Annotated in this window: 1 protein-coding gene; it reads right to left on the bottom strand. The window is 39.3% G+C overall.

Going from position 1 to position 313, the window contains the following annotated elements; genetic code table 11:
* Positions 1–313, bottom strand: a 313-nt coding sequence (locus ON15_RS09740; protein ID WP_010581306.1) for a helix-turn-helix domain-containing protein, incomplete at both ends; no start/stop codon positions are given.

Below are 313 nucleotides of genomic sequence, written 5' to 3'. Positions count from 1 at the left end.
CGATCATCAAGAATTGAGATCAAATTGTGTTTTTTGGCATCGATGGCAATAAATGAATATGATCGGCCAACTGATTTGAATTCATCAAAACAAAGCTGTTCAGGAAGTTTAGCTAGGCGCTGAGGCCTTTGAAAATCATGATATAAAATCCGGGCAACTGAACTAGGAGAGATCCCGACTATTTTGGCAATCGTCGTAACAGGCAGTGATTGTTTGGCTAATTTAACGACAGCAGATTTGAAACCTCTGGAAAGAGAATGATTTTTTTCAACGATTGGAGTGTTGGCACCACAAGTAGTCTGACAAGATTTAC

Origin of the sequence: Liquorilactobacillus vini DSM 20605 (assembly GCF_000255495.1) — a bacterium.
GTDB classification, from domain to species: domain Bacteria; phylum Bacillota; class Bacilli; order Lactobacillales; family Lactobacillaceae; genus Liquorilactobacillus; species Liquorilactobacillus vini.
Note: the sequence above shows the minus strand (reverse complement) of the source record. Positions and strands in the feature narration are given on the sequence as shown.